Source organism: Aurantimonas litoralis, from assembly GCF_026153195.1.
In the GTDB taxonomy this organism is placed as follows: domain Bacteria; phylum Pseudomonadota; class Alphaproteobacteria; order Rhizobiales; family Rhizobiaceae; genus Aurantimonas; species Aurantimonas coralicida.
On record NZ_JAPFBM010000002.1, the window covers coordinates 484,391 to 508,478 of the forward strand.

Annotated in this window: 20 protein-coding genes; 10 read left to right on the plus strand and 10 right to left on the minus strand. The window is 67.4% G+C overall.

The window, feature by feature from the left end:
• Window positions 1–76: 76 nt before the first annotated feature.
• The 5 genes from N7I30_RS07040 to N7I30_RS07060 all read right to left on the minus strand — a co-directional run bounded on the left by N7I30_RS07040 (window position 77) and on the right by N7I30_RS07060 (window position 4,461).
• Window positions 77–1,177: a polyamine ABC transporter substrate-binding protein gene (locus N7I30_RS07040; protein ID WP_498637703.1), complete on the minus strand. Its 1,101-nt coding sequence runs from the start codon at window positions 1,175–1,177 to the stop codon at window positions 77–79.
• A gap of 127 nt (window positions 1,178–1,304) precedes the next feature.
• Window positions 1,305–1,781, minus strand: coding sequence for a GNAT family N-acetyltransferase (locus N7I30_RS07045; RefSeq protein ID WP_498637704.1), 477 nt, complete (start codon window positions 1,779–1,781; stop codon window positions 1,305–1,307).
• Between the two features lie 70 nt (window positions 1,782–1,851).
• Window positions 1,852–2,634 carry an aspartyl/asparaginyl beta-hydroxylase domain-containing protein gene (locus tag N7I30_RS07050; protein ID WP_024349312.1) on the minus strand — a complete coding sequence of 261 codons (783 nt, stop codon included), beginning with the start codon at window positions 2,632–2,634 and terminating at the stop codon, window positions 1,852–1,854.
• Between the two features lie 143 nt (window positions 2,635–2,777).
• On the minus strand, window positions 2,778–4,196 hold the full coding sequence (locus tag N7I30_RS07055) for a helix-turn-helix domain-containing protein (RefSeq protein WP_498637706.1): 1,419 nt from the start codon (window positions 4,194–4,196) through the stop codon (window positions 2,778–2,780).
• A 121-nt stretch (window positions 4,197–4,317) separates the two neighbouring features.
• Window positions 4,318–4,461 (minus strand): hypothetical protein, encoded by a 144-nt coding sequence (locus N7I30_RS07060; RefSeq protein WP_154653355.1) that lies wholly within the window; start codon window positions 4,459–4,461, stop codon window positions 4,318–4,320.
• Between the two features lie 388 nt (window positions 4,462–4,849).
• Between N7I30_RS07060 and aceA the strand changes: the two genes are divergently transcribed.
• The 9 genes from aceA (at window position 4,850) to N7I30_RS07105 (ending at window position 16,350) form a co-directional block, all read left to right on the plus strand.
• Window positions 4,850–6,154: an isocitrate lyase gene (gene aceA / locus N7I30_RS07065; protein WP_024349314.1), complete on the plus strand. Its 1,305-nt coding sequence runs from the start codon at window positions 4,850–4,852 to the stop codon at window positions 6,152–6,154.
• A 180-nt stretch (window positions 6,155–6,334) separates the two neighbouring features.
• Window positions 6,335–6,595 (plus strand): SMc00767 family acetate metabolism repressor, encoded by a 261-nt coding sequence (locus N7I30_RS07070; protein WP_498637709.1) that lies wholly within the window; start codon window positions 6,335–6,337, stop codon window positions 6,593–6,595.
• A 212-nt stretch (window positions 6,596–6,807) separates the two neighbouring features.
• Window positions 6,808–8,349: a glutamine synthetase family protein gene (locus N7I30_RS07075; RefSeq protein WP_187392056.1), complete on the plus strand. Its 1,542-nt coding sequence runs from the start codon at window positions 6,808–6,810 to the stop codon at window positions 8,347–8,349.
• 3 nt (window positions 8,350–8,352) lie between these two features.
• Window positions 8,353–9,636: an NAD(P)/FAD-dependent oxidoreductase gene (locus tag N7I30_RS07080; RefSeq protein WP_498637711.1), complete on the plus strand. Its 1,284-nt coding sequence runs from the start codon at window positions 8,353–8,355 to the stop codon at window positions 9,634–9,636.
• 112 nt (window positions 9,637–9,748) lie between these two features.
• Window positions 9,749–10,138, plus strand: a complete 390-nt coding sequence (locus N7I30_RS07085) for a response regulator (protein ID WP_370194175.1) — start codon at window positions 9,749–9,751, stop codon at window positions 10,136–10,138.
• A gap of 117 nt (window positions 10,139–10,255) precedes the next feature.
• A complete protein-coding gene (gene zwf / locus N7I30_RS07090) occupies window positions 10,256–11,743 on the plus strand; it encodes a glucose-6-phosphate dehydrogenase (RefSeq protein WP_498637713.1) in 1,488 nt (495 codons plus the stop codon).
• Window positions 11,744–11,754: 11 nt separating this feature from the next.
• A complete protein-coding gene (gene pgl / locus N7I30_RS07095) occupies window positions 11,755–12,462 on the plus strand; it encodes a 6-phosphogluconolactonase (RefSeq protein WP_498637715.1) in 708 nt (235 codons plus the stop codon).
• A 31-nt stretch (window positions 12,463–12,493) separates the two neighbouring features.
• Window positions 12,494–14,311 (plus strand): phosphogluconate dehydratase, encoded by a 1,818-nt coding sequence (edd, locus tag N7I30_RS07100; protein ID WP_498637717.1) that lies wholly within the window; start codon window positions 12,494–12,496, stop codon window positions 14,309–14,311.
• 77 nt (window positions 14,312–14,388) lie between these two features.
• Window positions 14,389–16,350, plus strand: a complete 1,962-nt coding sequence (locus N7I30_RS07105; protein WP_498637719.1) for a polysaccharide biosynthesis protein — start codon at window positions 14,389–14,391, stop codon at window positions 16,348–16,350.
• 107 nt (window positions 16,351–16,457) lie between these two features.
• Here N7I30_RS07105 and N7I30_RS07110 read toward each other — a convergent pair whose 3' ends face one another.
• Window positions 16,458–18,404, minus strand: a complete 1,947-nt coding sequence (locus tag N7I30_RS07110) for a GumC family protein (RefSeq protein WP_498637721.1) — start codon at window positions 18,402–18,404, stop codon at window positions 16,458–16,460.
• Window positions 18,405–18,583: 179 nt separating this feature from the next.
• A complete protein-coding gene (locus N7I30_RS07115) occupies window positions 18,584–19,546 on the minus strand; it encodes an endo-1,4-beta-xylanase (protein WP_498637723.1) in 963 nt (320 codons plus the stop codon).
• Window positions 19,547–19,776: 230 nt separating this feature from the next.
• On the opposite strand from N7I30_RS07115, the gene N7I30_RS07120 reads away from it, so the two are divergent.
• Window positions 19,777–21,090, plus strand: coding sequence for a lipopolysaccharide biosynthesis protein (locus N7I30_RS07120; protein ID WP_498637725.1), 1,314 nt, complete (start codon window positions 19,777–19,779; stop codon window positions 21,088–21,090).
• On the opposite strand, the gene N7I30_RS07125 is transcribed toward N7I30_RS07120, so the two are convergent.
• Genes N7I30_RS07125 through N7I30_RS07135 form a run of 3 tightly spaced genes read right to left on the minus strand, consistent with a single transcriptional unit; the run spans window position 21,062 to window position 24,024 of the window.
• Window positions 21,062–21,946: a DUF6492 family protein gene (locus tag N7I30_RS07125; protein WP_498637727.1), complete on the minus strand. Its 885-nt coding sequence runs from the start codon at window positions 21,944–21,946 to the stop codon at window positions 21,062–21,064. The genes N7I30_RS07120 and N7I30_RS07125 overlap by 29 nt on opposite strands.
• A gap of 27 nt (window positions 21,947–21,973) precedes the next feature.
• A complete protein-coding gene (locus tag N7I30_RS07130; RefSeq protein ID WP_498637729.1) occupies window positions 21,974–22,771 on the minus strand; it encodes a WecB/TagA/CpsF family glycosyltransferase in 798 nt (265 codons plus the stop codon).
• Window positions 22,771–24,024 (minus strand): glycosyltransferase family 4 protein, encoded by a 1,254-nt coding sequence (locus tag N7I30_RS07135; RefSeq protein ID WP_498637731.1) that lies wholly within the window; start codon window positions 24,022–24,024, stop codon window positions 22,771–22,773. The genes N7I30_RS07130 and N7I30_RS07135 overlap by 1 nt, the downstream gene beginning before the upstream one ends.
• Between the last annotated feature and the right edge of the window lie 64 nt (window positions 24,025–24,088).

Consider the following 24,088-nt stretch of genomic DNA (forward strand, 5'->3'; position numbering starts at 1 on the left):
CCGCCCGGTGATCATGGCGATGGCCCGCTCCCGGCCAGAGGCCGGAAGCGGGTGCGCTCATGTCGGGCGAAGCGCCTTACTGACCGGTCTGGACCGTCGTGAAGGCGCGGTTGATGAGCCGCTGCGTGCGGGCGTCGTAGGCTTCCTTGGTGTACAGATTGGCGAGAACCTCGTCGCTCGGATACACCGCCGGATCGTTGATGATCGCGTCATCGACGAATTCCTGGCTGGCCTTGTTGCCATTGGCATAGACGACGTAATTGGTCGCCTTGGCGATGACCTCGGGGCGCATCAGATAGTCGATGAAGGCGTGGGCGTTCTCCGGATGCGGCGCGTCGGCCGGGATCGCCAGCTGGTCGAACCACATGCGGGCGCCTTCCTTGGGGATCGAATAGGCGATCTCGACGCCCTGCCCGGCTTCGGCCGCGCGGTCGCGGGCCTGGAAGATGTCGCCCGAATAGCCGTAGCCGACGCAGATGTCGCCATTGGCCAGCGCGTTGATGTATTCCGACGAGTGGAACTTGCGCACGAACGGGCGCACCTTCAGCAGCATCTCCTTGGCCTGCTCGATCTCGCCCGGATCTGTCGAGTTCGGATCAAGGCCGAGATGGTTGAGCGCCGCCGGCATCACCTCGGTCGGTGCGTCGAGCATCATGATGCCGCAATCGGCCAGCTTCTCGGCATATTGCGGATCGAAGATCAGGTCCCAGGAATCGGTCGGCGGATTGTCGATCCGCTCCTCGACCATCTGCTTGTTGTAGCCGATCCCGGTGGTGCCCCACATGTAGTTGACCGAGTAGTCGTTGGCGTCGCCATATTCGCCGACGCGATCGCTGATCACGTCCCACATCTTGTCGAGATTGCTCAGCTTCGACTTGTCGAGCTTCTGGATCAGGCCGGCCTCGATCTGGCGGACCAGATATTCGGAGGACGGCACGACGACGTCGTAGCCGCTGCCGCCGGCAAACAGCTTGGTGTCGAGGATGTCGTTGGAATCATAGACGTCGTAGACGACCTTGATCCCGGTCTCCTCGGTGAAGTCCGCCAGGATGGAATCGTCGATATAGTCCGACCAGTTGTAGACATTGACGACCTTCTCTTCCTGAGCGGTCGCCGTTCCGGCGCCTATGGCGAGGGTCGCGGCAGCAGCCCCCAGCATCGCGATCAGTCGTGTCATTCGGTCAGGACCTCCATAAGATGTGTATCGGAAGCGGGCATCGTCCCCGCCGGGTGTCGGCGCCAAGTTAAGAACATCGGCGCGCCAATTCCTAGCCCTTGCCCTTCCGGCGTGTTGCCGGGCCGCTTCAGCTTTCCCGTGGGCGGATCATGAAGCGGGCGTCGCTGCCATAGTCCGCAAGGGCCCCGGCCGGCAGCGTGTCCGACGCATCGAGGAAGCCGAAGCGGGCCCAGAAGGGCACCGTGCCATAGACCGAGACCAGCGCCGCCGACGGATAGGACGCGGCCTGTTCGAGCAGCAGTTCGACACCCGGCGCGGCCAGGCCCTGCCCACGCATTTCGGGCGCCACCACCACGTCGTGGATGAAGAACCGGTCGGCGGGCGTCGGCAGCGAGCCGAGCAGCGTGTTCAGCTTGGGCGGCGGGCCTTGTGTCCAGGGATGGGCGAGCGTGTAGCCGCAGACGAGGCCGGCCGGGTCGGCGAGAACGAGGCAGCCTGCCGGACAGAGATGCAAGCGGTCGGTGAAGACCGCCTCCTCCTCCGGCAATCCGGGGTGAACCCGGTCGGCCAGCGCGATCGCGGCGCGCAGATCGGAGCGCGCCATGGGGCGCCACCGGGCCGTGTCGTTCCGCGCCGTCATCCGCATGCCGTCCCGTCCTACAGCCGACCGCCGGTCAGCGGTGCTTCGTGCCCTCGCCGTAGAACAGCTTTTCCCACGCCTTGTGGGCCTTGTAGCCCTCGCGGATGAAGGGCGTGAAGACCGCCATGTTGAGGACCGCCTTGTTGGTCGTCTTGGCCGGCTGCTTCAGGGGCTTCTCGAAATCGACGAACAGCACCACCCGCACCTTGTCGGAATGATTCCAGGCCTCGTGCTCATAGGCGTCGTCGAAGATCAGCGCCTTGCCCTCTTCCCAGTGGCAGGTGCGGTCGGCAACCCGGATGCCGATCTTGTCCGGCTCGTCGGGGACCAGCAGGCCGAGATGGAAGCGCAGGACGCCGTTATACGGACCGCGATGCGGCGGCAGGTGCTTGCCCGGCTCGAAGATCGAGAACATCGCCGATTTCATGCCGGGGATCTTCTGCAGGATGCGCCAGGTCTCGGGACACTGGCGGATCGCCTCCTCCGACTTGATGCCGTAGCCGCACAGGAAGAAGGTCTTCCAGTTCTGGTCCGACGAGATCGAGCGCACTTCCGACGAGATCTCGTGGAACGCCGGCAGTTCGCCCTTGCGCACCAGGACATTGTCGAGCTCGGCGCGGATCGCCTTCCACTCGGCCTCGACTTCGCGCGCCCATGGAAAGTCGTCGGTCTCGAAGACCGGCGGATTGCCGACGGCCGAATGCTTCAGATTGAGCTTCTCGGCGCCGTCGACGAGCCGCTGCACCGAGCGTGCGACGAAGCCGTCGCGGGTCATCGTGTCGTCCAGACCTTCGGTCTTCTGCTTCTGCTGGCTCACAGGCTTGTCTTTCGTTGTGTTCGCATTCCCGCCGGCCACCGCCGGGCGATGTCCGTCTTCGCCGCAGGTCGCCGCGCTCGCCCGCTAATTGTGACGGTACGCTGACACCTGCAAGGGCGCGTCGCGCTGCATCTGGCCCCTGTTCACTGGAAATCAAATGCCGACAGGCCGGTGACCATTTCGTCGAGCCCCAGCGGGCGGGTCAGCGGCGGCTCGGCGCGGGCAAGGCACGCCTGCCGCTCGCACAGCCGGCAGGCCGGGCCGATGCCGACCGTGGCGGGCTTGGTTCCCAGATGCCGGCCATAGACCGTCTCGTCCTTGTAGCCGATGTCGCAGCCGATCAGGATGGCCGTGCGCCGCGGACGCTCGGCAAATCCGGCCTGCAATCCTTCCAGCGTCCGCGCGACGAGCAGGAACTCGGCGCCATCCGGCATTTCGGCGCTTTCCACCAGGATCTGCCCCGGCTGGGCAAAGGCCGCATGGATCGGCAGCTTGGGACAGCCGCCGCCGAAGCGCTGCACCGGAAAGCCACGCGCGCCGGCCCGGCGGAAGCGATTGCCGGCGTTGTCGACCTCGAGCAGGAAGAACGGCACGCCCGGCGCGCCCTGGCGCTGCAGCATGGTCAGCCGGTTGGCCGCCTGCTCGAAGGACACCTGGAAACGGCCGCGCAGGACATCGATGTCGTAGGCCGAACGTTCGGCCGCGGCCTGGAAGGCGGCATAGGGCATCATCAGCGCATGGGCGGCGTAGCGCAGCAACTCGAACCGGGCCAGCCGGCGCGCCTCGTCGCTCGAAAAGGCGAAGGTCGCGGCCTCCGCCGAAATCACCTCGCCGAAGGCCAGGAGGCAGGATTCCAGCGCCACCTCGCGCAGCCGGTCGGCCGGGGCGAGACGCTCGGACAGGAACAGCCGGCGCGAGTGCCGGTCGAAGCGGCGGCGCCAGTTCGGCATGGTCTGCACCGGCAGCACCCGCACGGAAATGTCGTGCTCCTTGCGCAGCCAGGTCTTCAGCGCCCCCATCAGATCGTCGCCGGCGGCCAGCGTCTGGTGCAGGGTCTCGGCGGCACTTTCCAGCGCGGCGAAATAGTTCGGCCGGGTCTCGAACACCTCGCGGACCTCGTCGATCGGCAGCCGCGCGCCGGCCAGCCCGGTGCCGCGCCCCTCCCGCGCCAGGAGATCGGACAGGTCGGAGAGCCGCCCATGCTGCTCGCGATAGGCGCGATAGAGCTTGATCACGCCGGCCGCCGCGTTCGGCGCGGCTTCGGCGATCTCCAAGAGTTCCTGCTCGCCGGGAAGTTCGCCGGCGAGCAGCGGGTCCGAGAAGACCCCGCGCAATTCGGCGACGGAGCCCTGCTGCTCGCCCCGCAGATCGCCTATATCCACCTCGTAGGTCTGCGACAGCTTGAGGATGAGCTGCACTGTCAGCGGGCGCTGATTGCGTTCGATGAGGTTCAGATAGGATGGCGAGATGCCGAGTTCCTCGGCCATCGCGGTCTGGGTCAGGCCGAGACCGTTGCGGATGCGGCGGATGCGCGGACCCGCGAAGATCTTGTTCTCGGCCATCAGGCGCCTCGCGGGAAGACAGAGCGCGCCGGATCGTCAGGGGCTAGGGAATCGTCAGGGGTAAGGGAGTGGAAGGGGTGCGGCCGGGTAGTACGCCGGCCACCGGGTGCGGAACGGCCGTTCAGGCGCCCAGATGCGTGCCGCCGCCCTGCATGCGACGCAGGCAGGCAGGGCCCGGTCCGCGCATGTAGTGACGCTCGGGATGGTAGGCCGCCAAAGCGTTGCTCAGGCCCAGAAGACGCAAAACCACACGCACCGCACTCATCGTCCGCTCCAAATCTCGACCGGTCGTCCGCCGACAATTGGCAGCATGACCGGGAAAGGTTTCGATTGATGGAATCCAAGGCGATATTGTGTTGGTGGATCATGTCTTTCACGAAAATCCATACCCCTGTGACGCCACTGCAACGGCTTTGAGCGCCCCGCGCCAGCGGCCATTCACGGCCGCAATGCACCATGCCGGCCTATGACAAATTTTACATCGTGACAATCGCAGCCTGTGAAGGTCCTGACAAGACGACCCGAATAAGCCTGCGATCCGACCGCCCGGCGCTTCTCAGCACATACCGGCGATGTCATGTCTCTCCCCAGGCACTGCCGGTCACTTGTCACAGTCGCATCGGCAGCCGGAATTCAGGAGAGGATCGACCGCCATGACCGATTTTTACAATCTCGTCCCGTCTGCCCCCGAAGGCCGTTTCGACAATGTCGAGCGCAACTACACGCCCGAGGACGTCCAGCGCCTGCGCGGTTCGGTCCAGATCCGCTACACGCTGGCCGAAAACGGCGCCAACCGGCTCTGGGAGCTGATCCACTCGGAAGACTTCGTCAATTCGCTCGGCGCGATGACCGGCAACCAGGCCATGCAGCAGGTCCGCGCCGGCCTGAAGGCGATCTACCTCTCCGGCTGGCAGGTCGCCGCCGACTCCAACACCGCCTCGTCGATGTATCCGGACCAGTCGCTCTATCCGGCCAATGCCGCGCCCGAGCTCTGCCGCCGGATCAACCGCACCCTGCAGCGCGCCGACCAGATCGAGCATGCCGAAGGCGCGAAGTCCGTCGACACCTGGTTCGCCCCGATCGTCGCCGACGCCGAGGCCGGCTTCGGCGGCCCGCTCAACGCCTTCGAGATCATGAAGGCCTTCATCGAGGCCGGCGCCGCGGGCGTCCATTTCGAGGACCAGCTCGCTTCGGAAAAGAAGTGCGGCCATCTCGGCGGCAAGGTGCTGATCCCCACCCAGGCGCATATCCGCAACCTCACCGCGGCGCGGCTGGCGGCCGACGTGATGGGCGTGCCCTCGCTGGTGATCTGCCGCACCGACGCCGAGGCGGCCAAGCTGATCACCTCGGACATCGACGAGCGCGACCAGCCCTATGTCGATTATGACGGCGGCCGCACGCCGGAAGGTTTCTACCGGGTCAAGAACGGCCTCGAGCCGTGCATCGCCCGGGCGATCGCCTGCGCGCCCTATTCCGACCTGATCTGGTGCGAGACCTCCAAGCCCGACCTCGAACAGGCCCGGCGCTTCGCCGAAGCGGTGAGGAAGGAGCATCCGAACCAGCTCCTGGCCTACAATTGCTCGCCGTCCTTCAACTGGAAGAAGAACCTCGACGACGCGACCATCGCCAAGTTCCAGCGCGAGCTGGGAGCCATGGGCTACAAGTTCCAGTTCATCACCCTAGCCGGCTTCCACCAGCTGAACCACGGCATGTTCGAACTGGCCCGCGGCTACAAGGATCGGCAGATGGCCGCCTATTCGGAGCTGCAGGAAGCCGAGTTCGCCTCCGAGGCCGACGGCTACACGGCGACGAAGCACCAGCGCGAGGTCGGCACCGGCTATTTCGATGCCGTCTCCATGGCCATCACCGGCGGCCAGTCCTCGACGACCGCCATGGGCGAATCCACCGAGAGCGCGCAGTTCAAGAAGGACCAGCATCTCAGCGTGGCAGCCGAGTAACCCCCTCGCGCAAGTCGGTTGGCCAACCTCCGGCCCCTTGCGCAAACGGAGCGGGACACGCGCGGAAGTTTCTCTTCCCGCTTCCGCGGCCCCCAGTCTCCCGCTCCCCCGGAACGCTCCCCCGAGCGGCGTTCCGGGACCCCACGACACCGACATGACGACCAACCAAGGAGACAGACGATGAGTGCAGTCGCTATCGACGAAAGCCGCCCTCGCACCCGCGTCAAGGAGCGGGCCGAGGAGCAGTCCTCTTCCATGGACGAGGCCCAGCAGGCCGCGATCCGCATGCTGGCCAACGACCTTCACCGGCTGAACCAGTCCGTGATGAAGGCGGTCGAGGCCGGCGTCTCCGTCGAACTCGTGCGCTCCGCCCGCCACCATTCCGGCAACGGCAATTGGGGCGACCTGCTGATCCCGGTCGTGGTCAAGACCGGGAGCTGAGCACCCGGCGGGCGCCCGCAGAAAGGTGCCAGCGGAAATCACCCAAGCGCCCGTTCCCTGCACAGCCGGGGAGCGGGCGCTTTGCGTCGGGATGCTGGGCCGATCATCGCCGGAGCAGAGCATCCCGGCTCGGGCCCCGCCTTCCCTCACCCCCGTCCGGCGGGCTACACTCCGGCCCAATCCGCCCGAGAGGCGCTTCCCCGCAGGATGGCATGACCAGCACGAAACCTCCGAAATCGCCGCGTCCGAGCGGACCCGCACGGATCGATTACGGCCGCAAGACCGGCCGCGTCGGCGGCAACGAGGCCAGCGCCGTCAAGGGCGCGCCGAACGCCAAGCGCGACCCGGCCCCAGTCAAGGTGCCGGCGAATGACGGCGCCCATCTGGAATCCAAGCGCGGCGTCGCCTCCATGCACGAGGCCTCGGGCTGGCTTGCCGCGCGCGGCATCGACGATCTGGAATGCATCACGCCGGATCTGGCGGGCGTCGCCCGCGGCAAGATGATGCCGGCCAAGAAGTTCACCGCCAACACCTCGCTGGCGCTGCCGTCGGCGCTGTTCATGCACACGATCTCCGGCGAATACCCCGAGGAAAGCGGCGAGTTCCGCTATTCGCCCGGCGACGGCGACCTCAAGCTCGTGCCCGACCTGTCCACCCTGTGCCGGGTCCCGTGGGAGAGCGACCCGACCGCCCAGGTGATCTGCGATCTCGTCGACCAGAACGGCGTCGCCGTCGGCTACACGCCGCGCAACGTCCTGAAGCGGGTGATGGCGCTCTATGACGCCAGGGGCTGGAAGCCGGTCGTCGCACCGGAGATCGAATTCTATCTCGTCTCCAAGAATGTCGACCCGGACTATCCGCTGGTGCCGCCGATCGGCCGCTCGGGCCGGCAGATCCAGTCGGGCCAGTCCTATTCCATCGGCGGCGTCAACGAATTCGACGAACTGATCGACGACATCTACGACTATTCCGATGCTCAGGGGCTGGAGATCGACACGCTGATCCACGAGGAGGGCGCCGCCCAGCTCGAGATCAATCTGCGCCATGGCGACCCGCTGGAGCTCGCCGACCAGGTCTTCATGTTCAAGCGCACCATCCGCGAGGCGGCGCTCGGCCAGGACATCTACGCCACCTTCATGGCGAAGCCCATTCAGGGCCAGCCGGGCTCGGCCATGCACATCCACCAGTCGGTGATCGACAAGGAAACCGGTCGCAACGTCTTCTCCAACGAGGACGGCTCGGCCTCCGACCTGTTCTTCGCCTTTCTCGGCGGCATGCAGCGCTACGTGCCGGCAGCGCTGATCATGATGGCGCCCTATGTGAACTCCTATCGCCGGCTGACCTACGGCATGGCCGCGCCGACCAACACCGCCTGGGGCTATGACAACCGCACCACCGCCTTCCGGGTCCCGACCTCGGATGCCGCCGGCCGCCGCGTCGAGAACCGCCTGCCCTCCTCCGACACCAATCCCTATCTCGCCATCGCGGCCTCGCTCGCCTGCGGCTATCTGGGCATGGTCAACAACCTCACGCCCGAGGGCCCGACCGACCGGACCGTCAACGAGGACGGCGTCATCTCGCTGCCCCGCGGGCTCCTGGAAGCCCTGGCGATCTTCGAGGCCGAGAAGGATTTCGACACCGTCTTCAGCCCGGAATTCGTCGGCACCTATGCCGGCATCAAGCGCGGCGAGCACGAGACCTTCATGCAGGTGATCAGTCCCTGGGAACGCGAGTTCCTGCTCCTGCAGGTCTGAGCCTTGCCCGCCTATCAGTCTCCCATCGCCCCCGGCCGGTCCTGGTACGAGGACAGCGTCGAGCGACCGACCTTTCCGGCCCTGGACGGCAGCCGCAAGGTGGACGTCCTGGTCGTCGGCGGCGGCTTCACCGGCCTGTCGGCGGCGCTGCATCTCGCCCGCACCGGCGTCGACGTGGCGGTGCTGGAGGCGCATCGCTTCGGCGATGGTGCCTCGGGTCGCAATGGTGGACAGATGGGAACCGGCCAGCGGCTCTGGCCGATGGAGATCGAGGCGGCCTACGGCTTCGAGCGATCCAAGGCCCTGTTCGATCTCGCCGAGGAGGCCAAGGCCCATCTGACCGAGTTCATCACCGCCAACGGCATCGACGCCGACTACCGCGAAGGCCAGCTTTCGGTCGTCCACAAGCGCCGCTACCTGAAGGACTACCGCGCCCAGGTCGAGGAGCTGACGACCCGCTACGCCTATCCCCATGTCAGCTTCATGGATGCCGACGAGACTGCCGACCGGCTCGGCTCGCGTCGCTATTTCGGCGGCATTCGCGACACCGGCACCGGCCATATCAACCCGATGAAGCTGGTCGTCGGCAGCGCCCGGGTCGCGGCCGAAGCCGGGGCGCAGCTCTTCGAGAACAGCCATGTCGAGCGGCTCGACCGGCGTGATGGCCGGTTCGTCGCCGTCACCGCCCATGGCGAGGTCAGCGCCGAGCGCGTTCTGATCGCCACCAACGCCTATGGCGGGGGCCTCGACCCGCAGGTCGACGCCCATGTCATGCCGATCGGCTCCTTCATCGGCGCGACCGAGCCGCTGACCGACCCCGACGCGGTGCTGCCCGGCGGCGAATCCTGCGACGATTCCCGCTTCGTCGTGCGCTATTTCCGCAAGAGCGGCGACGGCCGGTTGCTGTTCGGCGGCCGCGAGGCCTACACCTCCGCCACCGGCGACATTGGCCGACACATCCGCAAGCAGATCGCCGAAGTCTATCCGCATCTGGCCGATGTGCGCCTCAGCCACGCCTGGGGCGGCTCGGTCGGCATCACCATGGAGCGCCTGCCCTATGTGCGCAGCCTGGCGCCGGGGATCACCACCATTGGCGGGTTTTCCGGACATGGCGTCATGCTCGCGAACTTCGCCGGCCGCCTCTATGCCGAGCGCGTCAACGGCAATCGCGACCGCCTCGCCGACTTCGAGGCGCTGCGCATTCCCGCCTTCCCGGGGGGGCGGCGACTGCGCGCGCCGCTGCTTTTCCTCGCAATGACCTGGTTTTCCCTGCGCGACCGCTTCTAAAACCCGGCACGCGCGACATATTCGGATCGTGCGCGGCCGACCCCTTCGCCCGCAGCCGGCAGGCAGGCAGCCCAACCGACGCACCATGACGGCCCCAGGAGCAGACGACACGATGCCAGATCTCGACATTCTCAAGGACCGCACGGGGCTGATCGTCGAGGACAACATGATCATCGCGCTCGATGCCGAGCAATTGCTGCTCGACAACGGCATGGCGCGGATCCTGACCGCCGCGAATGTCGCCGAGGCGCTGCGCCTGATCGAGACCGAGACGATCGATGTCGCGCTGCTCGACGTCAATCTCGGCTCGGAGACCAGTTTTGCGCTGATCGCGCCCCTGAATGCGCGGAGCGTGCCCTACATCTTCGTCACCGGCTACGGCGAGAATCTCGATCTGCCGCCGGAGGCCGGCGCCAGCGAAGCGATCAACAAGCCCTATGACGACGTCCGCATGCTGGAGGCGGTCACACGTGCCTTTGCCAGGCGCGAGGCCGCGGCCTGAGCGCCCGGCGCGAATGATCTTCGCCGGCCCGCCGCGGCTATGGAATAATTCAATCGATTAGATTACACAGCGGACGGAACGGCTTCCCCCGCTCATTGTCTTGCAGAGGGACGATACATGTCCAGCCAGATCATTCCCGTCGACCCGTTCGACTATGTCGTCTTCGGCGGCAATGGCGACCTTGCCGAACGCAAGCTGCTGCCGGCGCTCTATCATCGCGATCATGACGGGCAGATGCCGCAGGATTCGCGGATCATCGGCGCCTCGCGCACCCATATTTCCGACGAGGAATACCGGGCCTTCGCCCGCGAGGCGATCGCCAAGCACGTCAAGCCCGAGGACACCCACACGACGTCCGTCGAGCGTTTCGTCTCGCGCCTGCACTACCGCCAGGTGGATGCGCGCGCCGACGAGGGCTGGGGCGAGCTGAAGGCGCTTCTGGAAGGCGCCGAGGACGGCAACGGCACGCGCGTGCGCGCTTTCTACCTGGCGGTCGGCCCGGCGCTGTTCGCCGATCTCGCCTGCCGCATCGGCGAAAAGGGCCTCGTCCACGCCAACACCCGGCTCGTCGTCGAGAAGCCCGTCGGCCGCGACCTGGAATCGGCCCGCGAACTGAACGACATCATCGGCCGCTACTTCACCGAGGACCAGGTCTTCCGCATCGACCATTATCTCGGCAAGGAGACGGTGCAGAACCTGATGGCGCTGCGCTTCGCCAATGCGCTGTACGAGCCGATCTGGAACTCCGCCCATATCGACCACGTCCAGATCACCGTGGCGGAATCGGTCGGGCTGGAAGGTCGCGCCGGCTATTACGACAAGGCCGGCGCGCTGCGTGACATGGTGCAGAACCACATCCTGCAGCTGATGTGCCTGGTCGCCCTCGAGCCGCCCCCGACGCTGGACGCCGACGCCCTGCGCGACGAAAAGCTGAAGGTGCTGCGCGCTCTCACCCCGATCGATGCCTCGAATGTCGAAAGCCGCACCGTGCGTGGCCAGTACAAGGCCGGCGCCTCCGATGGCGCCGCCGTGCGCAGCTATCTCGACGATCTCGGCGAGGCCCAGAGCGACACCGAGACCTTCGTCGCGATCAAGGCCGAGATCGGCAACTGGCGCTGGGCCGGCGTGCCCTTCTACCTGCGGACCGGCAAGCGGCTGTCGGAGCGCATGTCGGAGATCGTCGTCACCTTCCGGCCGATCCCGCACTCGATCTTCGCCGGCCTCTCGGGCAGCATCCAGCAGAATCAGCTGGTCATGCGGCTGCAGCCCAATGAGGGCGTCAAGCAGTGGGTGATGATCAAGGACCCCGGTCCCGGCGGCATGCGCCTGCGCCACGTGCCGCTGGACATGAGCTTTGCCGAATCCTTCCGGGTGCGGAACCCGGACGCCTATGAGCGGCTGCTGATGGATGTCATCCGCGGCAACCAGACCCTGTTCATGCGCCGCGACGAGGTCGAGGCGGCGTGGAACTGGATCGATCCGATCCCGCAGGCCTGGGCCGAGAAATCCATGAAGCCGCAGGGCTACACGGCCGGCACCTGGGGCCCCTCCTCCGGCGTGGCGCTGATCGAGCGCGACGGCCGCACCTGGCACGAACCCGACTGAGGCGATCCGGAATGAGCACAGCCCCCGTCCTGCACCGCTACCGCGATGGCGACGCCCTGGCCGAGGCCCTCGCGGTCGGCGTGGCCGCCGTCCTCGCCGGCGCCATCGCCACCCGCGGCACGGCGACCCTGGCGGTCTCCGGGGGCTCGACGCCGAAGCGCTTCTTCGAGCGGCTGTCGCAGGCCGAGATCGACTGGCCGAATGTCAACGTGCTCCTGGTGGACGAACGCTGGGTGCCGGCAACGAGCGATCGCTCGAACGCCGCGCTGGTCGCCGACAAGCTCCTGAAGAACCGCGCCGCGGCGGCGCATTTCATTCCCTTCTATCTCGACGCAGAAACGCCGGAGGACGCGCGCGAGGATCTCGCCGAGCGCTTCCGGCGGCTGGCCCGTCCGCTCGACGCCGCCGTGCTCGGCATGGGCACGGACGGCCATACCGCCTCGTTCTTCCCGGCCGGCGACAATCTCGATGCCGCCATCGATCCGCAGACCACCGAGCCGGTCGTCGCCATGCGTGCGCCCGGGGCCGGCGAGCCCCGCGTCACCCTGACCCTGCCGATGCTGGTGGAAGCGCGGCTCCTGGCGATCCACATCGAAGGCGAGGAAAAGCTCGCCGTCTACGAAAAGGCATTGGCCGGCGGCCCCGTCGAGGAACTGCCGATCCGGGCGGTCCTCGAAGCACCGCGCAAGGACCCGGCCAACGTCTTCTGGTGTCCCTGACGCCCCTTTCACCGTCCAGGAGGTCAATCCCATGACCGTCGATCCGCGCATTGCAGAGATCACCGACCGCATCCGGGAGCGTTCCGCGCCGACGCGCGAACCCTATGTGGCGCGCATCATGGCGAAGGGCGCCGAGGGACCGAAGCGCTCGACCCTGACATGCGGCAACCTCGCCCATGGCTTCGCCGCCTGCGGCCCGCTGGACAAGTCCCGCTTGTCGGGCGACCAGACGCCCAATCTCGGCATCATCACCGCCTATAACGACATGCTCTCGGCCCACCAGCCCTTCGAGCGCTATCCCGAACTGATCCGCGAGGCGGCCCGGGCCATGGGCGGCACCGCCCAGGTGGCGTCGGGGGTTCCGGCCATGTGCGACGGCGTCACGCAAGGCCAGGCCGGCATGGAGCTGTCGCTGTTCTCGCGCGACGTGATCGCCATGGCGACCGCCGTCGGCCTCTCCCACGACATGTTCGACGCCGCCGTCTATCTGGGCGTCTGCGACAAGATCGTGCCGGGCCTGACCATCGCTGCTTTGACCTTCGGCCATCTGCCGGCGATCTTCGTGCCGGCCGGACCGATGACCTCGGGCCTGCCCAATGACGATAAGAGCCGCATCCGCCAGCTCTACGCCGAGGGCAAGGTCGGGCGCGAGGAACTGCTTGCCGCCGAATCCCAGTCCTATCACGGCCCCGGCACCTGCACCTTCTACGGCACCGCCAATTCCAACCAGATGCTGATGGAGATCATGGGCCTGCACACGCCGGGCTCGTCCTTCGTCAATCCGAACACGCCGCTGCGCGATGCGCTGACGCGGGAAGCGGCCAGGCGCGCCCTGTCGATCACCGCGCTGGGCAACGAATACACGCCGGCCGGGCTGGTGGTGGACGAGCGTGCCGTCGTCAACGGCGTCGTCGGGCTGCACGCCACGGGCGGTTCGACCAATCACACCATGCATCTGGTGGCGATGGCCGCGGCCGCCGGCATCAAGCTGACCTGGCAGGACATTTCCGACCTGTCGGACATCACGCCGCTGCTCGCCCGCGTCTATCCGAACGGCCTCGCCGACGTGAACCATTTCCAGGCGGCCGGCGGCATGGGCTTCCTGATCCGCGAACTGCTCGATTGCGGCCTGCTGCACGAGGACGTGCGGACCGCATGGGGCCATGGCCTGCGCGCCTATACGGTCGAGGCGCGGCTGGCGCCGGACGGCGAGACCGTGCTGCGCGAAGCTGCCCCCGCCCACAGCGGCGATCCCAAGGTGCTGACCACAGCCGACCAGCCCTTCTCGTCCAATGGCGGCCTGCGCATGCTCAAGGGCAATCTCGGCAAGGCCGTCATCAAGGTTTCCGCCGTCCGGCCCGAACGCCGCATCGTCGAGGCGCCGGCGAAGATCTTCCACGACCAGAACGACATGAAGGCCGCCTTCGATTCCGGCGAGCTCAACCGCGATTTCGTGGCTGTCGTCCGCTTCCAGGGCCCCAAGTCCAACGGCATGCCGGAGCTGCACAAGCTGACGCCGCTGCTCGGCGTTCTCCTCGACCGCGGCCACAAGGTGGCGCTGGTCACCGACGGGCGGATGTCGGGCGCCAGCGGCAAGGTGCCGGCGGCGATCCACGTCACGCCCGAAGCCAAGGCCGGCGGGATGATCGCCAGGCTGGTCGATGGCGACATGGTGCGTCTCGATGCCGATGGCGGCACGCTGGAGATCCTCGTGGACGCCGACGAGCTGGCGGCGCGCCCCCTCGCCGACCCCGATCTCAGCGGCAACGAATTCGGCATGGGCCGGGAATTGTTCGCCACCTTTCGGGCGGCGGTGGGCACGGCTGACGCAGGCGCCAGCGTCTTTTGACGGCTTCCGCAGCGCGCGTTCGCATGATAGCGCACTAAATGGTCTGCCCGAGGAGGCGGAACCATGGATTCCTGTTGATGAATTTCGCCAAGAGCATGCTGGCCATCTCCCTGCGACAGCTCGGTATCGTCCACGACATCCTGATCGCCGCGGTATCGATGACCATCGCCATGTCGATCGCCTGGGGATGGCAGCCGCTGTTCAGCGTCTGGCAGATCTGGCTTCTGATCGGTGCCTATACGGCACTGAGCGCGGTCTGCTTTCCGTTCTTCTCGCTCAACAGCGGCGCCTGGCGCTATGCCTCGCTGCTCGACGTGCTGTCGATCGTCAAGGCGGTCACCTTCATCAACCTGGCCTTCCTGCTGCTGCATTTCCTGCTGTTCCGCGGTGCCTTCCTGCCCCGCTCCACGATCGTGATCTCCTGGTTCATCATGATCGTCGGCCTGGGCGGCCCCCGCCTCGCCTACCGGCTGATGAAGGAGCGCCGCCTCGACCGCCGCAGCCTCGCCGCCTCGGCCATCGCCGGCACCAAGCGCGACCTCCTGCTCTACGGCTTCAACGACAATGCCGACCTGTTCATCCGCAACAGCCGTCGCAACCGTCGGCAGGACGCCATCGTCGGCATCATCGACGAGAAGTCCAAGAACCGGCGCCGGCAATTGCATGGCATCCGCGTGCTCGGCACGCTGGCCGAACTGGAACAGACCATCGCCTGGGCCGAGAAGCGGGGCACGCCGGTCGGCGAACTGGTGGTCACCGAGGTCGACATTCCGGCCGCGCGGCTGTCGCGCATCGTCGCCACCTGCGCGCCGCTGGGCGTGACGGTCAAGCGGCTGCCCGACATCAGCCAGACGGGCATCGTCGACGAGAACCGCCCGATCGAGCCGCTGCCGATCGCGCTGGAAGATCTCCTGGGGCGCCAGGAGGTGGATCTCGACATCGCCGAGGTCGAGCGGCTGATCAAGGACCGGCTGGTCATCGTCACCGGCGCCGGCGGCTCGATCGGCTCCGAACTCGTGCGCCAGATCGCGCGCTTCGCGCCGCGCCGTCTCGTCCTCGTCGACAATTCCGAGTTCAATCTCTGGTCGGTCACCCGGCAGATTTCCGATGAATTCCCCGGCGTTCCGATCCTGCCGCGGATCGTCGACGTGCGCCACGGCAACCGCATCCGGGCGCTGTTCGCCGAAGTCGGCCCCGACGTCGTCTTCCACGCCGCCGCGCTCAAGCACGTGCCCATCGTCGAGGACAATCCGGTCGAGGGAATCGACACCAACCTCCTGGGCACTCGCAACGTCGCCGATGCCACCCTTGCCGCCGGCGCCTCGGCCTTCGTGATGATCTCGACCGACAAGGCGGTGAACCCGTCCAACGTCATGGGCGCGACCAAGCGGGCCGCCGAAGCCTATTGCCAGGCACTGGATCTCGATCAGGACGCGACCCGCTTCATCACGGTGCGCTTCGGCAACGTCCTCGGCTCGACCGGCTCGGTGATCCCGCTGTTCCGCTCGCAGCTGGAAAAGGGCGGGCCGCTGACGGTCACCCACCCGCACATCACCCGCTTCTTCATGACCATTCCCGAGGCGTCGCGGCTGATCTTGCATGCGGCGGGCCACGGCATGACCGACACCCGCGCCAAGGGCCAGATCTTCGTGCTCGACATGGGCAAGCCGATCCGCGTCGCCGAGCTCGCCGAGCGGGTGATCCAGCTGGCCGGACTGAAGCCGCATATCGACATCGACATCCGCTTCGTCGGGCTGCGCAAGGGCGAGAAGCTCTACGAGGAACTGTTCGGCGAGGGCGAGACGCGCGAGGAGACCGGCCGCGCCGGCCTGCTCATCGCCGGCTCGCGGGTCAGCGACGTGAAGCTCCTGTCGCGCAGCTTCGCCAATATCGAGGGTGCTGTCGCAGCCGGCGATGCCGAGCGCGCGCTGGACATTCTCAGGCGCATCGTGCCGGAATACCAGCCGGCCATCATCGACGACGATACCGGCGCCGACCCGGCGCGTCTGGCCCAGCCGACACCGCCGGCACCGGCCTGATCCGCATCGCAGCATCATCGCGACGCGCTGGCTGAACGGACTGCGGCCTGCAGTATCGCGCGGTCATGGCCGCGCTGCCGTCGATCCGCGCTGACCGCGTGCCGGGACTACAGCGCCAGGCGGCGGCCGCGAATGTCGGCGATGTGCTTCTTCACCGCGGCAATGTCGTTCTGCAGCCGCACGACTTCCTCGTCGTCGCCCGCCTGCGGCGTCTCGCTGTCGGCGGGATCGGGAAGATCGCCGCCCAGCGCACGGATGCGCTCGCGCAGCGTCCGGCGCCGCGCGGCCGGCGGCAGCGTCTCGTCTTCGCCTGCATTGGCCGCGTCCGACGCGTCCTGCGCGGGGGCCGCGGCATCCTCTGCGTCATTCGCCGGAACCGGGCGATCCTCCGACGCATCGGTCCCGACCGGTGCCGGGTCGGCCTCGTCGGACACGGGCTCTTCGGCAACCGGCATTGCCTCGGCCATGCGCCGTTGATCCTGCGCGCTCGCATGGACCGACGGACGGAAGTCGTCGCCTGAGGCCTCGGTGCCGGCGGTCATGGCGCCGTCCCCGGGGGCCAGAACGATGGCCGTGGAATAGCCGCCGCCATTGCCGAAACGACCGGTCGCGGCGGAGCCGTAGGAGGTGCTGAAGCCCGTTGGGCGTGGCCGTGCGGCCATTTCCGCCCGCATCCGCATGGCGTTGCGATACTGTTCCGAGATCGCACCGACACCGGCCAGGAACACCCCGGCCAGAAAGCCCAGCATGCCGCCGGCCCCGACCACCAGGCGCCGTGACAGGCTGGAGGGCCGCAGCGGCGGGGTGGCTTCCGAGATCACCCGGACATTGGCCGTGTTGATGCCCTGCTGTTCACCGGTTTCCCGGGCGCGCAGCAGGTAGGATTCATAGACTGCCCGCGACGCCTCGACCTCGCGCTGCAATTCGCGCAGCCGCACGAAGGAACCGCTCGTCGCCACCTGATCGGACTTCAGCTCGTCGAGCTGCCGGGTGAGATCGCTGTTGGTGCGCTCGGCGCGGGCGAGATCGGTCTGTGCTCCGGCGACGATCCGGGCGAGCTCGGAGCGGATGGCGTCGCGCGCCGAGGCCAGCGACTGGCGGCTGGCGATGAGCTGCGGATGCCGGGGGCCGAGAGTGGCCGCCAGCGATGCGGTCTTCTGGGCGAGGTCCGAATAGGTGGCGCGCAGACGCGTCAGCGCATCCGAGGTCAGTTCTTCGGGAAACGCGCCTTCGACCACGTCGTCGACACTGGCCCTGGACATCTGCTCGGCCTTGACCCTGAGGGCGGTCACGTTGGCCCGGCCGCGCGACAGTTCGTCGTTGATCCGCAGGATGTAGCTGTCGTCGACGAGCTGCCCGCCGACGCCGACGAGCTCGTTCTCGGACTTGTAGTCCTCCACCGCCCGTTCGGCGGCCGAGACCTTCTCGCGCAGTTCGGCCAGGCGCGAGGAGAGCGCATTGGTCGCCCGCCCCGCCGTATCCGACTGGACCTCGGCCAGATGGTCGATGAAGGTATTGGCGACCAGACGCGACAGCCGGGCGGATTTCTCCGGGTTTTCGGTCGTCACCGAGATGTTGAGGATGAAGCTCTTGGCATCGCGCGAGACCCCGGTCACCTCGCGCAGATTCTCCATCGTCAGCAGGAAGCGTTCGTTGGTCGATGCGGTGGTGGGGCTGGTGAGGCCGAGGCTTTCCAGCGACGGCAGCAGCGACTCGCCCTGGCCGTTGAACTCGGGATCCGACGTCAGGTCGGCGCTCTCGACGATCTTGGCCATCATGTCGTTGGAATTGATGACCGCGATCTGGCTCTCGATCAAAGCGAGGGTCGCCTCCGTCGGCAGGCCGTTCGGCGTGACCTCGTTCTGCACCACCTTGATGTCGCGGGGATCGGCGAAAATCTGCGAATAGGCGGTATATTTCTTCGGCATCGACAGCGCGAAGGCGACGCCGAGCAACAGCCCGAAGATGGTCGTCAGGATGATCAGCCGCCGCGCCGACCAGACCGACTGGAAGACATGCACCGGGTCGATCAGCGAGCCGTTGGAATCCTGCATCTGCGGTCCTGACGGGCGCGCGGCATACGGTGCGTTCGGGTTCGTCTCGGATGAGAACATAGCCATATCGATCCGCAGAATAGCCGTCCGGATCAAGTGCCGGAGCTTGCCGACCGACTCTGGGCAATCATGGCTAATGAACGGTTAAGACGCACGTCCCTAGCGGAACTTTCCGTCGGTCAGCCGGTCCGCAGGCGTGATTTCAGCAGCTCCATCCATGGTTTCGGGCGCAGGTCGCGGTCGAGCGGAAGCGGCCGGTCGGGATGGCCGTCCGGCCGTGGCAGCACGTCCGGCACCCAGCTGTAGCGATCGGTGATGCCCCACACCGTCACTGCCTGCGGCGGCTTCCAGGCGAAGATCGCGTCGAGAAGGTCGGAGACCAGCCCATAGGCGGTCTCGTCCTGCGCCGCGTTGCTCGGCGGGGTTTCCCAGTCGATGATATCCAGCTCGGTGACCATCAGCCCGACGCCGAGCCGGTCCAGCTCCTTGTGGAAGCGTTCGAGCCCCGCCTTGTCGATCTGACGGCCCGCATACAGATGCCCCTGCATGCCGACGCTGTGGACTGGCACATTGCCGTCCTGCAGCTGGCGCACGATGCCGAGCATGATCTCCCGGCGGGCGTCGAAGCGCGGGCCGACGAACTCCAGATCGTAATCGTTGATCACCAGCCGCGCCTGCGGATCGGCCCGGGCCGAGGCCGCAAAGGCGATGGGGATGTGCTTCGGCCCCAGCTTGTCCAGCCAGACGGTCTGGCGCAGCGGGCCTTCGGTCGCCGGATCGTTGGCGATGACCTCGTTGACGACGTCCCACCCGGTCAGCCGGCCCTTGTAGCGGTCGCCGATCCGTTCGATGTGGTCGACCAGCGCGGCCTCCGCCGCGGCCGGCGTGTCGAGCCGCTCCACCCAGTCCGGGGTCGCGCCCCACCAGACATGGCAGGTGCCCCGGCTGAGCCGGTCGTTCTGCAGGGCGAAATCGACCACCCGGTCGGCGGGCTCGAAATTCCACTGGTCGGGCGCGGGATGGACGAGGCTGAACTTCAGCCCGTTCATCGGCATGATCAGGTCGCAATGGTCGAGGAACGCCTGCTTGTAGCCGGGGTCGACCTCCATGAACTCGGCCTGGATGGCGCCGCCCAGCGGCACGCCGCCAGCCGCTCGCGCACCCGTTCCGGCGGCCGATGCCGCACCCGGCGCCAAGGCCAGCGCGGCCCCGGCGCCCAGAAGGGAACGGCGCGTTAAACTTCCCGCGCTAGTCGGGGACGAGCCGCCGGGCGCCGCCGCTTCCGGCTGGTGCACGCTTCGCAGCTTGGAACGTGCATCGCGCCCGCGGTGGTGTATCGTCATCTGCCTATCGCTCTCCCGAAGGTTGGAGCATGCCACGCACAGCAGTCTGGATCGAAAGCTTTAAGGGCAACCTAAGCGTGATCCGCGATTACGCCTGGTTGCTCAGCGGATCCGCCGGCCGGCTGGTCCTGTCGCTCGCCTATTTCGTCAGCATCGCCAACGGCCTGTCCGTCGGCGATTTCGGCCTGTTCGCCACCGCGTCCGCCACCGGCATCGTCCTGTCGCGCATCGGCGGCTTCGGCTTCGTCTCGCCGCTCTACCGGGTCGCGACGGTGCGCCAGCGTCTGGTCGGCACCTACACGGCCGGCCTGCTCGTCGCCTTCCTCCTGTCGCTGCCCGTCGTCGCCATTGCCGCCGCCGGCTTCTATGCCGCCTTCTTCGACGGCGAGATGGGCATTGCCGCCTTCGTCGCCGTGGTCACCGCCGAAATCCTCTTCTGGCGGGCGCTGGAAGTGGTGGTCATCGTCAATAACGGCCTCGGCCGCTTCGGACGGGGCGCCAGCATCGTCATCGCCGGTTCGGCGATCCGCGCCGCTGCCGCTGTCGGCTTCGTCCTTGTCGGCAGCGGCACCCTGCTGGAATGGTCCTGGATCTACATGACGGCCAATGCCGTCGCCGCGCTCTTTGCCATTGTCGGCTTCTACCCGCGCCAGCGGCTGCGCTTCCGGCCGGCGCTCTATCTGGCGCGCTGGCGCGACAGCCTGTCGGTCGCCGGCGCCGAGATCATCTTCTATCTGCAGTCCGAGCTCGACAAGCTGCTCGTCCTGTCGCTGGGCGGACCGCAGATGGCCGGCATCTACGCCATCCTGATGCGGCTGATCGACCTGACGGCGCTGCCGATCCGCTCGGCCAACACGATGATCGTCCAGAAGCTCATGAAGAGCCCGGGCTGGATCGCCGACTGGAAGAGGCGCTGGGGACTGGAAGCGATCGTCGCGGTCGTCTCGGTCGCCGGGCTCGCGGTCCTCGGCGGCATCCTGCACCTCTACCCCACGCTCCTCGGCCGCAATGTCGCCGACGCCGCGCCGTTGGTCCTCGTCGCGCTGTTCGTCCCGGCCTTCCGCAATCTCATCGAATACGAGAGCGAGCTGCTCTATGCGCGCGGCAAGACCGGATTGCGCGCGCTGATCCTTGCCATTGTCGGCCTGATCAAGGCGGGCCTTCTGGTGGTGCTGCTGCGCGCCGCGCCCGACACCGAACGCTGGATCCTCGGCCTGAACGGGCTGTTCCTGGTATTGTGGATCGTCTCGGCGTCCTCGACCTACGCCGCCTTCGACTGGTCGCGCCCGCGCCGCCGCCGGTCGCGCCGCTGGCTCAGATCAGCCCCACAGCCCGGCGAATGAGCGCCGGGTCCGTCCCGGTGAAGGACTGGATACCCGCCGCGACCTGATGCGGTGCGAGCCCGCGCGAGAAATCGGCCAGCGCCTCGGAATCCAGCGCCGCGCCGTTCCAGTACATGTGGCAGAGTTCGACATCCGTCGGGGCATGCCGATCGGGCCGGTTCTCCAGCTCGGCGACGAAACGGCCATAGAGCGTGCACTCCGACAGTGCCCGCCCCCCGGCCAGGGTGCTCATCCAGGAGCGGCCACCGACCGTCTCCATGCGGGCTTTCATCTCGCGCACCGTGTCCGTTCGCCACGGAAGCAATGTCCCGATATAGCCCTCGTCGGTCGTTGCCGGCGCGTCGATCCCGAGCATGGCCCCGGCCCGGCGCGACCAGGCGCGGTGTTCGCTGCGGGCCGGTTCGTCGAGGAAGGCCACGGAGCCTGGACGCCGGAAGAAGTCGACACCGCCGTTGCGGTGAAACCAGCCGAGATCGAAGGGCCGCAGGAAGACGACGTCGGAATCCACCGACACGACGACCTCCTCGTCGAGCAGCGCGGAAATCGCGAGACGGCGCAGTTGCTGCACATGCCAGCCCCGCAGCGGCGGCCCTTTCGGCGTCAGCCAGATGCGGCGACGGCCGAGCGACAACGGATCGGGAAACGGCCGCAGCCATCGCGGCAGCAGATCGCGTTCGTCGACGATCTCGCGGCGCGGACCGGCCAGTTGCCGGAACAGGGCGACATCGGCCCCCTCGACCATGATCAGATGACGGCGATGGCCGGTGACGCGCTGGTCCATGCTTTCGCACAAGAGGCGGCAGCGCTCGAAATCGCCGCGATAGCTCGACGTCACAATGGCCGACTGCAAGGTCATCGTCTCCGTCCCGCGGGCCTCAACACATCAGCCGATCGGGTGACGCGGCGCGAACCTATCGCGCAGAATCCCGAGGAGAAAGGCTGGATTGCCGAGAATGTAGCGCCGCCACAACCGTGCCGGTTCGAGCCCCAGGCGCCATACCCATTCCATGCGCAACCGGCGCACGAGCGCCGGGGCGCGCGACACGTTTCCGGCGTAGAAATCGAACAGCGCGCCGACCCCGACGAACAGGCGGCCGTGACGTGAATTCAATGCGTTGACCAGGAAGAGCTCCTGCGCCGGCACGCCCATCGCCACCAGCACAATGTCCGCATCCGCATGCTCCAGCGCGGTCAGGATGACGGCCTGACCCGCCGCATCGAAATAGCCGTCGGAGATGGTCACATAATCGTGGTGGGGCGCGATCTCGCCGAATCGTCCTGCCGCACGCTCGGCAACGCCCGGCGCGCCGCCGATCAGCGCCACGCGCAGCGGCCGATCCAGCGCTGACAGAAGCCGCGGGACGAAGTCGGTGCCGTTGAGGTTTTCGCGAAAGCGCGCGCCGTAGAGAAGCCGCGCGGCGATGTCGACGCCGATCCCGTCCGGCAGGACCAGGCAGGCGGCCAGCGCCTTCCGGTAGTCCGGGTTCGCCCGCACCAGATTGACGCAATGGGCATTGAGGAAGGCAAGCCGCGTCGGGCCGGTCTCGCTGCTAAAGGCCGCGTCCAGCCGGCGAATGGCATCCGCTCCGGTGATATCGGCCACCGCAATCCCGGCGATCCGGCGCTCGGGCATCGCCGCGTCCGGGGATGCCTCTCGGGGCAGGTGCTGGCCGCCGTCCATCAGGCTGGATCCCGGCCGGCCATGGCGATCGGCCCGGCTTCGTCAGCCATGTGCGCAGTGTCCCGCTGCCCCGTGCCGTTCGCCTGGCGGGCCAATGCCGTGCGCAGCATATCGAGACCGGCGGCGATGCCGGCATCCAGCGCGGCGGTCTGCGACTGCACGAAATCGGCGCCATCCATGCGCACGGCCTCCCCGGCGCGCTCGGCTGCCACCAGCTCGACCAGCCGGTCGGCGAAATCCTGCGGATCGTCGGCGGTGCGGACATTTGCCGGCACGGCACCGACCCCGCGCAGCGCCTGCGGTGTCGCGACGGCCGGCATGCCCTCCTCGAAGGTCTCGATGGTCTTGAGCTGGATGCCGGTGCCGCCCCTCGTCGCCAGCGCCAGCACCCGCGAGGCGCCGACGAAGGCCTGTGCGTCAGCGACCCGGCCGAGGAAGGAGACGTTGCCGGGCAGCGCCGGCGGCGTGCCGTCGAAGTTGCCGGCGATGGCGACGCGGATGTCGGACGGCAGGCGCGGCACGACATGCGCCAGGAACCAGTCGAGACCGACGCGGTTCGGCGCCCAGCTCCAGGTGCCGATCAGCCCGACGTCGTGGGTCCGCACGCCGTCGTCGGCGCGGGGCGAGCGTCCCGTCGTCAGGGCCAGCGGCCGGCAGCGGGCGGTCCCGGCGAGGCCCAGCGCAGCGCGATCCTCCTCGCTCAGCGTGTGGATGACCGCCGCGTCGCGGCAGATGCAGTGTTCGACCCGGCGCAAGAGCGCGGCCTCGCGGGCGTAGAGCGCCCGCGTGTGGAAACGGCCGGCATTGCGGGCATTCTCGGCAGCCGAGCGATGCTCGACATTGTGGGCGATGAAGATCGACGGCTTCTCCCGCGCCAGAAACGGATAGGCGGCGGGCATCTGCACCGAGCTCAGCACGTAACCGTCCACCGGCCCCGCCTCGGCCAGCCGCGCGCGCAGCCCGTCCCGCGTCAGCCCGGCGACCTTGGCAGCCGACACCGGCAGGTTGCGCAGCGTCGCGGCGCCCACCCAGCCGATCTTCTGCGACAGCGACGCCGCGGCGTTCTCGATGGCCAATTCGCCAAGACAGATCTCGTCCGCGCCCGGTTGCCGGCTGCCGGGCCGGCGAAAGCCGGCGAAGGTGAGCCGCACGCCCTGCCGCCGGTAGGACTGCGCGATCGCATGATTGGCGATCTCGAATCCGGTCGACGGCCGGCCGTCCGGCAGCAGCGAGGAGAGAAACAGAAGATGCATCCGACAAACCAGGGGTGTGCGCTGCAAGGAGCGGAATGCTGGCATGGAAGGATTGAAGGAATAT

Excerpts from the sequence above, each read along its gene's own strand:
- N7I30_RS07040 (WP_498637703.1), bottom strand. The coding sequence starts at position 1,177 with ATGACACGACTGATCGCGATGCTGGGGGCTGCTGCCGCGACCCTCGCC.
- N7I30_RS07045 (WP_498637704.1), bottom strand. The coding sequence starts at position 1,781 with ATGGCGCGCTCCGATCTGCGCGCCGCGATCGCGCTGGCCGACCGGGTT.
- N7I30_RS07055 (WP_498637706.1), bottom strand. The coding sequence starts at position 4,196 with ATGGCCGAGAACAAGATCTTCGCGGGTCCGCGCATCCGCCGCATCCGC.
- N7I30_RS07060 (WP_154653355.1), bottom strand. The coding sequence starts at position 4,461 with ATGAGTGCGGTGCGTGTGGTTTTGCGTCTTCTGGGCCTGAGCAACGCT.
- aceA (WP_024349314.1), top strand. The coding sequence starts at position 4,850 with ATGACCGATTTTTACAATCTCGTCCCGTCTGCCCCCGAAGGCCGTTTC.
- N7I30_RS07070 (WP_498637709.1), top strand. The coding sequence starts at position 6,335 with ATGAGTGCAGTCGCTATCGACGAAAGCCGCCCTCGCACCCGCGTCAAG.
- N7I30_RS07075 (WP_187392056.1), top strand. The coding sequence starts at position 6,808 with ATGACCAGCACGAAACCTCCGAAATCGCCGCGTCCGAGCGGACCCGCA.
- N7I30_RS07085 (WP_370194175.1), top strand. The coding sequence starts at position 9,749 with ATGCCAGATCTCGACATTCTCAAGGACCGCACGGGGCTGATCGTCGAG.
- zwf (WP_498637713.1), top strand. The coding sequence starts at position 10,256 with ATGTCCAGCCAGATCATTCCCGTCGACCCGTTCGACTATGTCGTCTTC.
- pgl (WP_498637715.1), top strand. The coding sequence starts at position 11,755 with ATGAGCACAGCCCCCGTCCTGCACCGCTACCGCGATGGCGACGCCCTG.
- edd (WP_498637717.1), top strand. The coding sequence starts at position 12,494 with ATGACCGTCGATCCGCGCATTGCAGAGATCACCGACCGCATCCGGGAG.
- N7I30_RS07105 (WP_498637719.1), top strand. The coding sequence starts at position 14,389 with ATGAATTTCGCCAAGAGCATGCTGGCCATCTCCCTGCGACAGCTCGGT.
- N7I30_RS07110 (WP_498637721.1), bottom strand. The coding sequence starts at position 18,404 with ATGCAGGATTCCAACGGCTCGCTGATCGACCCGGTGCATGTCTTCCAG.
- N7I30_RS07120 (WP_498637725.1), top strand. The coding sequence starts at position 19,777 with ATGCCACGCACAGCAGTCTGGATCGAAAGCTTTAAGGGCAACCTAAGC.
- N7I30_RS07125 (WP_498637727.1), bottom strand. The coding sequence starts at position 21,946 with ATGACCTTGCAGTCGGCCATTGTGACGTCGAGCTATCGCGGCGATTTC.
- N7I30_RS07130 (WP_498637729.1), bottom strand. The coding sequence starts at position 22,771 with ATGGACGGCGGCCAGCACCTGCCCCGAGAGGCATCCCCGGACGCGGCG.
- N7I30_RS07135 (WP_498637731.1), bottom strand. The coding sequence starts at position 24,024 with ATGCATCTTCTGTTTCTCTCCTCGCTGCTGCCGGACGGCCGGCCGTCG.